The organism is Rhizomonospora bruguierae (assembly GCF_018397995.1).
Lineage (GTDB): Bacteria > Actinomycetota > Actinomycetes > Mycobacteriales > Micromonosporaceae > Rhizomonospora > Rhizomonospora bruguierae.
The window spans coordinates 1-8,980 of sequence record NZ_BBQH01000107.1 but is presented as its reverse complement, the minus strand read 5'-3'; the positions used below and the strand labels follow the sequence as shown (position 1 = coordinate 8,980).

General features: G+C 67.8%; 5 protein-coding genes. 4 read left to right on the top strand and 1 reads right to left on the bottom strand.

What is annotated here, in order from left to right; translation table 11 throughout:
* Window positions 1–182: 182 nt before the first annotated feature.
* Window positions 183–491, bottom strand: a complete 309-nt coding sequence (locus KJS59_RS29865) for a hypothetical protein (protein ID WP_213457222.1) — start codon at window positions 489–491, stop codon at window positions 183–185.
* Here KJS59_RS29865 and KJS59_RS29860 point away from each other — a divergent pair.
* The 4 genes from KJS59_RS29860 to drmC all read left to right on the top strand — a co-directional run bounded on the left by KJS59_RS29860 (window position 481) and on the right by drmC (window position 8,520).
* Entirely contained in the window at window positions 481–1,791 is a 1,311-nt protein-coding gene (locus tag KJS59_RS29860) for a recombinase family protein (RefSeq protein WP_213457220.1), read from the top strand. The two genes, KJS59_RS29865 and KJS59_RS29860, sit on opposite strands and share 11 nt — an antisense overlap.
* A gap of 153 nt (window positions 1,792–1,944) precedes the next feature.
* The gene (gene drmA / locus KJS59_RS29855; RefSeq protein WP_213457218.1) at window positions 1,945–5,655 is read left to right on the top strand and encodes a DISARM system helicase DrmA; all 3,711 of its coding nucleotides are present in this window, start codon (window positions 1,945–1,947) and stop codon (window positions 5,653–5,655) included.
* On the top strand, window positions 5,655–7,685 hold the full coding sequence (drmB, locus tag KJS59_RS29850; RefSeq protein ID WP_213457216.1) for a DUF1998 domain-containing protein: 2,031 nt from the start codon (window positions 5,655–5,657) through the stop codon (window positions 7,683–7,685). The genes drmA and drmB overlap by 1 nt, the downstream gene beginning before the upstream one ends.
* Entirely contained in the window at window positions 7,675–8,520 is an 846-nt protein-coding gene (gene drmC, locus KJS59_RS29845) for a DISARM system phospholipase D-like protein DrmC (protein ID WP_213457214.1), read from the top strand. Before drmB ends, drmC begins: the two co-directional genes overlap by 11 nt.
* The last annotated feature ends 460 nt before the right edge of the window (window positions 8,521–8,980 follow it).

Below are 8,980 nucleotides of genomic sequence, written 5' to 3'. Positions count from 1 at the left end.
CCTCAATGGGTCAGGTGGGTCAAACACTGGAGTGAGGCGAGTCGACGGCGTCGCTGTCGGCGAGGCTGACGCGGAGGTCTTCGATGACCTTCAGCGCCTCCTCCTCTTCTACGTTCTCGGCCCACCGTAGGCGCCACGTCGACTCATCGGCCAGCACCGCGTCGAGCGACCGCGTGGCGAGGTCACGCAGCGGGCCGGAGGTACCACCATGCGAACCGTACCGCGACGATCGCCGGTGACCCGTTACCGTTGAGTTTGCTCAGCTCACGGCCATCGGGCAGTGCACGATGATCCCGGCCCGACCCGTCGAACCGCCGGTGAGGTTCGCCGATGCCGAAGAGATCTGCGCGTTCAAGCTCCTTCTTGACCTTCATGACCACGCCGTCGCCCGGACGATGATGTCCGGTCGCCGTGACGCTTTGGTGGAGCTGGCCTTGTCCGCTGCGGTGGTGTTGCACTCCGCCAATGAATGTGCCTCTGATGACGTACATGAATCAGAACCACGCGCGCCGTTGCGTTCTTTACGCCCGCCTCAGTGTCACCAAGGAAGAGTCCGTTTCGATCGCTCGGCAGCTCCAGTCCTGCCGCAGGTATGCGGAGGCGCGCGGATGGGAGATCGTCGGTGAGTTCATCGACGACGGCGTCTCCGCGACCGCTAACCGGCCGGAAGACCGCAAGGGTTGGCGTTCGCTTCTCGGGGCCGCCGAGTTCGACGCCGTGATCATCTGGAAGGTGGACAGGCTTGCACGGCGCGTCCTCGACTTCCTCCACGCCGATGAGACCCTGCAGATGCGTGGCGCGGGCCTTGTAGCGGTCGAGGACCCGATCGACATGACCAGCCCGCAGGGCCGTGCGTTCGCGGTCATGCTCGCCGTGTTCGGCGAGATGGAGGCTGAGGCCATCCGGGCACGTGTCCGTGCAGCACGCGTGCAGCTGCTTAAGGACGGCCGGTGGCCAGGCGGCGGCATCCCGTACGGCTACCGATCGATCGCGAACCCGGCCGGCCCCGGCCGTGTGTTGGTCAAGGACCCCGAGCGTGTCCGCTGGCTCGCGGAGGCGGTCGCGATGGCGCTGCAGGGCGCCACCGTCAACTCGATCGCTACATGGCTGAGCGACAACGGCGCGCCGCTTCCTCGTCGGCAGAGGGAGAAGATCGCCGCCGTCACCTGGAACCGTCAGACTGTCGATGGTCTGCTTCGCAACCCGGTCCTGGCGGGGATGACACCCCATAACCCGGGCAGGGCGAAGAGCGCCAAGCGCGTGGACCCTTTCGCGGTGGTCCGTGACGAGCACGGCCGACCGATCATCAACGAGTCGTTGGCTGTGATCAACTGCGAGGAGTTCGCGGTGTTGCAGCACATGCTCGACTCGCGCACCAGCCCGCAGGCCCGGAAGCGACGCGACCGGCAGGCGACGAGCCCGTTCCTGTCGCGTGTCGCGCGCTGCGACGACTGCGACGCGTACATGTGCCGCGGGACCAACCAGAAGCGCCCCGTTCTCTACTGCCCGACGTGCAGGCAGACCATCGGCCGCACAGCCCTCGACCCCTATCTCGGCGGGCGCCTGATGGCGGAGCGCGGCAGCGAGCTGCTCGGCGACGCGACCGTCGAGCAGAGCTGGGCAGCCGCCGGCACTGACGAGGTAGCCCGCCGAGCTGTGCTCCTCACCCAGCTGGACAGCCTGCGGATCCGTCGCGGCGTCGTCGGGCGCTACTTCGACGACGAGCGCGTACTGGTCCAGTGGAGGCTCTCAGATTCCAGCCGGCAGGACGATCTTCCCGTGGCGGCGTAGATCCGAAGCTCGCGCGGAGGGGATCGAATCGGCCAGTCACGGGACCACCTCAGCGCCGCGCCGGGTGGTCCCGCGGCTGGCCACCGGGGTGGCGTCACGCTCACGGCGGGTGACGCTCGCAATCTTTTGATGGTGTGCGGCAGACTGTGGCGCATGGCGGACGGCACTGGGGCGACGGCACCTACAGACGGCGGGTATGTGCTCAACCATGAGGCTGATGGCACGTCGTTTACGGTTCGGGAGAACCTCGTCGACATCCTGGAGCGGGAGTTACTCGGGCCGATCAACGGACCCGATGAGCTGCTGCCGTTCAGTCCACGCCAGCGGTACCTTCTCGGCCTAATCGCGCCGGTCAAGCTCACGAGCACATCCGCGTCGGGACTCGATCAACGTGAGGCGAACGACCTGACCGAGGTCCGTCTCGACGAGGGGCATACGGAGGGGCGCGGCGTGCCGACGGTGTCCGCCGACGAAGACGGTGCGGAGACCGAGGATGACAATGTCGAGGACCGTGCGCCGAAGCAGGGGCTGATGATCCCGGCGTCGATGGGGCTTCGGTTCCAAGTGCCAACCGACCTGGCGTCGTTCACGGTGACGGCGTCGTGGGGGACGTACGAGACGGTCGAGACCGACAAGGTCAACAAGGCAGGGCGCCCCGTGCGTCAGTATCAGCGCATCCCGGTCGAGGAGTCGCGGACGGTCGCGCTACACGAGCTGAAGCCGGGGCACACGGCGACGATCGTGCTGCGCGATGCGATCTGTCTGCGCATCGACCGGTACGACGATCCCGAGTACCAGCGCGTGCTCGTGGAGATCGCGCTGTGCAATGACCGCGAGACCCCGTTGCCGATCCCGGCGAACATGTGGATGTTCCAGACCAGGCTGCGAGCCGACGCCGGCGGGGCCGAGGTGTTCCTACCCGTGCGTGATGTCGTGGAGCAGGAGTGGCCGGAGTACGACGACGAGGTGCGCCGCCTCGACCTTCAGTACAAGGACCGGCTGGAGTTCGCGATCGGGCGCACCTGTTCGGCCGACTGGGTCGTGCGCACCGGGTCGCGGCGGGCGACGGAGGTGTCGACGGCGTGGTTGCCGGTGGCGGAGACCCTGCAGACGAGAGCGGGCGAAGTTGAGGGCGCGACCCTGTCGATGAAGGCGCTGTCGGTGGCCGGTCCCGACGATGTCCAGGCAGGTCTGGCGCCGCTCGTGTCTGGCTACGGGGCCTGGCTCGACCGGCAGGAGACGGCGGCGAAGACCCTGCCGGCACATCTGCAGGAGACGGCCGAGCTCGTGCTGTGGGAGGCGCGGCAGGCGCATCAGCGTCTGGTCGAGGGGCTGGAATTCGTAGCTTCCGACCCGGCTGCGCTGCAGTGCTTCCGGTTCATGAATCGGGTCATGCGCGATCAGCGGCTCGCCTCGCAGGTGGCCGAGGCGCGAAAGTCGGACTCGGCTCTGTCGATCGCGCTGGCGCGCCGAGACCTCGAACTCGCCGAGGCAGACGGCAAGCCGGTGGCGTCGTGGCGGCCGTTCCAGCTCGCGTTCATCCTCATGCAGCTACGTGCGCTGACCGACCCGACCGCGACGCTGCGCAGCGCCGAACACCAGGCCAGAGTCGAGTTGCTGTTCTTCCCGACCGGTGGTGGCAAGACCGAGGCATACCTGGGTCTGACCGCGTACACCTTCGCGATCCGGCGGCGGCAGGGGATGGTCGCCTCTCCGGACGGGCCTCTCAACGGCGGTGACGGTGTCTCGGTCCTTATGCGGTACACGCTGCGGCTGCTCACCGCGCAGCAGTTCCAGCGCGCGACCGCGCTGGTGTGCGCGGCGGAACTGGCGCGCCGCGAGGACGAGGTGACGTGGGGGACCGAGCCGTTCCGCATCGGGCTGTGGGTCGGCACCGATGTGAGCCCGAAGCGGTTCGAAGAGGCCGACGAGCAGCTCAAGAAGGTCAACGACGGCGCCTCTCACCGGCTGACCGTGCTGCAGATCCAGCGGTGCCCGTGGTGCGGCACCGAGATCACCCCGGCGAACGTCAAAGGCGATCCCACGTCGCGGCGGGTGTTCGTGCATTGCGGCGACGAGCTCGCCCGGTGCCCGTTCTCCAAGGGCGGTGGCGTGCCCGAGGGCCTGCCGATCCTGACGGTCGACGAGGAGATCTACCGGCTGACCCCGGCGTTCGTGATCGCTACCGTCGACAAGTTTGCCCGACTGGCTCGCGAGGGTGAGGCGGCGTCGCTGTTCGGGTTCGTCGCCAAGCGTTGCGGCCGGCACGGCTACGTGCATCCCGACTACACCAGCTGCACGGTCAGCTCCCACCAGGCCGCCGGCGGACATCGCGCGGCGACCGTGGTGCCCGTCGGGCGGCTGCGGCCACCGGACCTGATCATCCAGGACGAGCTGCACCTGATCACGGGCGCGCTCGGCACAGCGGTCGGGCTCTTCGAGGTCGCTGTCGAGACGTTGTGCTCGTGGCAGACCCCGGACGGCCAGCCGGTCAGGCCGCTGATCGTCGCATCCACGGCGACCGTCCGCAACGCCGGCGAGCAGGTGCGGGCACTCTACGGGCGCAAGGTCGAGATCTTCCCACCGCAGGTGCTCGACGTGGCGGACACCTTTTTCTCCCGCGAGGTGCCGGTCTCGACCAAGAACCCCGGCCGCCGCTACGTCGGGGTCAGTGCCCAGGGCGTGCGCCTATCCAGCGCGGAGATCCGCGTCGCCGAGGTGCTGCTGCTGGCAGGCCAGCTACTCTTCGACCGCACGGGCATCGAGGCTGACCCCTACATGACGCTGGTTGGCTACTTCAACGCCACCCGTGAGTTGGCGGGTATGCGCCGATATGTGGATGACGACGTGAGCACGCGGGTGGGCAACCCACGACAGGACTCAGGCTTCCCGCGCCGATACGGCACCGCGTTCGGCAGCCTCAACGTAGCCGAACTGACCGCGCGCATCTCCGGGGCGGACATCGGCAAGACCCTCGACCGGCTCGGCCTGGAGTTCGACCCCGGCCACGACACGACCGACGCGTTCCGAGCCCGCATCGCCGTGGCAAAGGAGAACAAGAAGCCGCCATTGCGCAACGGCGAGGCGCCGTTCGACGTGGTCCTGGCCACCTCAATGCTGCAAGTCGGGGTGGACATACAACGCCTCGGCCTGATGCTCGTCGTCGGCCAGCCGAAAAACACCGCCGAGTACATCCAGGCATCCTCCCGCGTCGGCCGCGACGCCGCCCGCCCGGGCCTGGTGGTGGCGTTGGGAAACTGGGCCAGACCCCGCGACCTGGCGCACTTCGAACAGTTCCGCCACTACCACGAGACCTTCTACAAACAGGTCGAGGCGCTGTCGGTCACCCCCTTCTCGCCCACCGCTCTGGAGCGCGGCATCGACAGCCTGCTCGTCAGCGCGGCCCGCGTCGCCCAAGCCGTCGTCGCCGCCGGGCTCTCGCCCGAACAGCAGGCGGGCCGCATCCGCTCCCAGCACGACGCCGTGGCCGCGCTGATCAACCGACTCAAAGCCCGCATCCTGGCCGCCTCACAGGACGAAGACCTGACCAAACGGGCCAGCGATCTGCTCACCAACCGCGTCGACCGGTGGGCCAGCCGAGCCGGGTACGCCACTGAACAGCACAAGACCCTCGTCTACGAGCGCACCGGCGAAGGCGACAAGTACCTACCCCTGATCATCAGCCCCGAGAACCACCGCGCCAACGCCGGCAGCAAGGCCGAAGCGCCGTTCGTGATCGCAAACTCGATGCGCGAGGTGCAACCCGAGATCAACATCCTCGTCTCGCCGATACCGGAGCGGCTCTTCGCCCGAACCCCGCCAGGCGTCGACAACTGGACACTGCCCGCCGGGGAGAGCGACTGATGACCGACACCGTTGCAGAGGTGCTGCCCGATAACAACGACGCTCTCGACCCACTCGGCGACGTGGAGGAGGGCCAGGCCAAGAACCGCGCCAAGGTCGGCTCCGCCCGCCCCTCGTCGCTGCTGTACACCTATGGACCGGGCGCGATCATGGACCTGCCCAACTTCTCGATCATGCCCGCCGGCCTCGACGACTGGGAGCCGATCTGGAAGCGCCGCGAGGTCGTACCCACGATCCTCGAACCGCGCCTGCTCAACGTGGTGCGCCTGCACCTCGGCACGCAGGTCGACGCCCTGCGTCCGTTCCCGTGGCAGCCGAAGAAGGGCACCCTGTCGAACGAGGGCTCGGACCTCGGCCTGCCGGCAAGGGTGTTCCCCCAGTGGTTCCGGTGCACCGGGTGTGACTACCTGGGCCCGCTCACCCGATTCACCTACACCAACACCCATCCGTTCCGGCCAGACCTGGCGCAGTTCGCCCACAAACCGTGCCCAGGCCGCGGCGGGAGGGGCAGGCGCGCGGGCAGCCCCGCCGTGGCCGCACAGCACCTACTTACCTGCACGAACGGCCACCTCGACGAGTTCCCCTACACACTTTGGGTTCACCGCGGGGCAACGTGCCCGAATGCGGAATCGCCCGAGCTGAAGATGCGCGATGCGAACGTCGGGAGAAGCGTCGGGTCGACGATCATCTGCCAGGCCTGCGGGACGACCCGCGGGATGGCGGAGGCGCAGGGATCGAAGGGCCGGGAAAAACTCCCACAGACCTGCCGCGGTCGCCACCCGCACCTGGGCGCGTTCTACCCCGGATGCCAAGCCCGCCCGGCACTGATCATGATGGGCGCATCCAACCTCTGGTTCCCCTCGACGCAGAGCATCATCGTCATGCCGCGCTCCGACGCCGAGAAGAAGGAAGCTCTCGGCGACCAGTTGCGCTTCGAGGTCGGCATCGACCAGATCAAGCAGTTCGGCGAACAGGTCCCGGTCATCCGTGCCCTCGCGGCCGCACGCAACATCGACGTCACCGGACTCACCGACGACGACATCGCCGCCGCCGTCGCTGAAGTCCTCGCACCGCCTGAGTCCGAGGAAGCCCGCAAAGAACGCCAGGCGAAATGGGACCCGATCGAGCTACTCATCCCCGAGTGGCGCTACCTGCAGAAGCCGGCACTATTCCCCGAACAGCAGAACAACACCGGGCTCATGGTCACCGAGATGCAGCGCGGGCCTGACCTGCACCGGCACGTCGCCCGCGTGGTCGGCGTCAACCGGATGAAGCGCGTCAACGCCGTCCTCGGCTTCACCCGCTTGGACGAGATGGACCGCGTCAACGACGTCGCTTCGCGCCTGGTCGCCCTCACCCGCGCCGCGAGGCCGACCTGGGTGCCCGCCACCGAGGACCGCGGCGAGGGCATCTTCCTTCAACTCGACCTCGACGCCGTCGCCAGGTGGGAAAAGACGGTTGAGGGAAGTGCACTGTGGAAGGCACACCGGGAGGCGCACCGGCGCAACTTCGCCCGACGCTTCTCCGAGACCGCCAAGGTCGACGATGCTGACACCCGTCTGCCCGGGCCGCGCTACTGGCTGGTCCACACATTCGCCCACGTTCTCATCCGTGAGATGGCGATGTACTCGGGATACGGCGCCGCGAGCATCACCGAGCGCATCTACGCCTGGAACGATGCGCCGCAGCGTGAGTCCGCTGCCGGGCTGCTCATCTGTACCACCGCCTCCGACAGCGAAGGCACCCTCGGCGGGCTCGTTGCACTGGCCGAACCCGCCCGCCTGCAGTCCATCGTGCGCACCGCGCTGCGCCGGGCCGCACGCTGCTCCTCCGACCCGACCTGCGCCATGCGTACGCCGGCGGACCCGGAGGACTTCCTGCACGGCGCCGCCTGCCACACCTGCAGCTTCGCCTCAGAAACCTCCTGTGAGAAGGCGAACCGGTTCCTCGACCGGCGGTTCCTGCTCGATCTCCCCACCGCAGACGGCCCGACCGTGCCCGGATTCTTCGGTAGCTTCCATGGCATCTGACCCCTTCGCCGAACTGGGCAGCTTCCTCACCGCCACCGAAGCACAGCGACTCGCCGTCCAGTTCAAGACCGGGCAGCACACGATCGCCGCGCTGACCGAGGTCGCCGCAGCGCGAAGGGAGACCGTCAAGCGCCTCCTCGTGGCAGCGGCACTCGGGCACACCGACCGCGAGCGCACCGTGAGCGTTTTGCGCGCCATCGCGGGCGCGAAAGCCCTGCTGCGAGAACTGACTCCCGTCTGGACGATGCCCGGCAACGAAGCCAACGTCGGACACCTCACCAGCGAGTTCCACCGCATCGCGCGAGCCGCCCGGCAATCTGTCACTGCAGCGACCTACAACTTCCAGAACTCATCGCAGATGCGGTCCGTGCTCAAGGAAGCCTCCGAACAGCCCGGCGTCGTCGTCACCGTCTACATCGATGGGAACGCCGCCGACGCCGCTAGGGTGAAGGCCCAGCTCCCACACGCCATTGTCTACCGCTCCACCGAACTGCCCAACGGCAACCACGTGCGCAGCCACGCCAAGTTCATCGTGATCGACCACGAACTGCTCCTGCTGACCAGCGCCAACTTCAGCTACTCCGCCGAGAACGTGAACGTCGAGTTCGGCGTCCTGATCCGCGATTCTGCACTCGCCGAGTCCGTCGAGGCCACCATGACGAGCAAGCACGGGTCGCTGTACGAGTTGGTTAGCCGCGCACCCGCCGAGCCCGTATCCCACCGGCTCCTGATCTCGGATGCCCGCCAAAGCGGGTCAGGCCCAGCTCTTCAGGGATCGCGCGGGCACGGCGGAGATGATCACCACCGCCGGCCATCGTCACAAGATCAGCGATAGACCCCGTTCATCTGTACCTACCTGGGCGCATGAGTCCGTACACCGAACCTGGCTCATACCGAGTTCCGCACGGATCGGCACGACGAATCTGGCCACATCGCCTGGGAAGGGGTGAGTATTGGTCACCGCCCTACATAATCACCCTGCATCGATGCGTCGCGGCACCCTCGGGCGTTCGGCCCGGCACACCAGCCGTCGAGAGCCGCCTCGTCGAGACGCCGCCGGCTGAGGGAGGCCACAAGTTTGACCTGCCCCTTCTTCCGCATTCCCGGCCTCGCCGGTAACAAGGCGCCGGACATGACGCTCGGATACGCCAGCGGCCGAGGCCAACTCCGCCAGGCTGGCCTGGGGGCGCTCGGCGCGCAGCTGGGCCACAACGTCTAGCGCCCGGCGCCCCGCCGTCCGCTTCCGCCGCCCGGTGCGCCGCCGCGCAGGTCCTGTCACCTTACGAGTCGCCGAA

Coding starts and splice junctions, on each gene's coding strand:
- KJS59_RS29860 (WP_213457220.1), top strand. CDS start 481: ATGACGTACATGAATCAGAACCACGCGCGCCGTTGCGTTCTTTACGCC.
- KJS59_RS29865 (WP_213457222.1), bottom strand. CDS start 491: ATGTACGTCATCAGAGGCACATTCATTGGCGGAGTGCAACACCACCGC.
- drmA (WP_213457218.1), top strand. CDS start 1,945: ATGGCGGACGGCACTGGGGCGACGGCACCTACAGACGGCGGGTATGTG.
- drmB (WP_213457216.1), top strand. CDS start 5,655: ATGACCGACACCGTTGCAGAGGTGCTGCCCGATAACAACGACGCTCTC.
- drmC (WP_213457214.1), top strand. CDS start 7,675: ATGGCATCTGACCCCTTCGCCGAACTGGGCAGCTTCCTCACCGCCACC.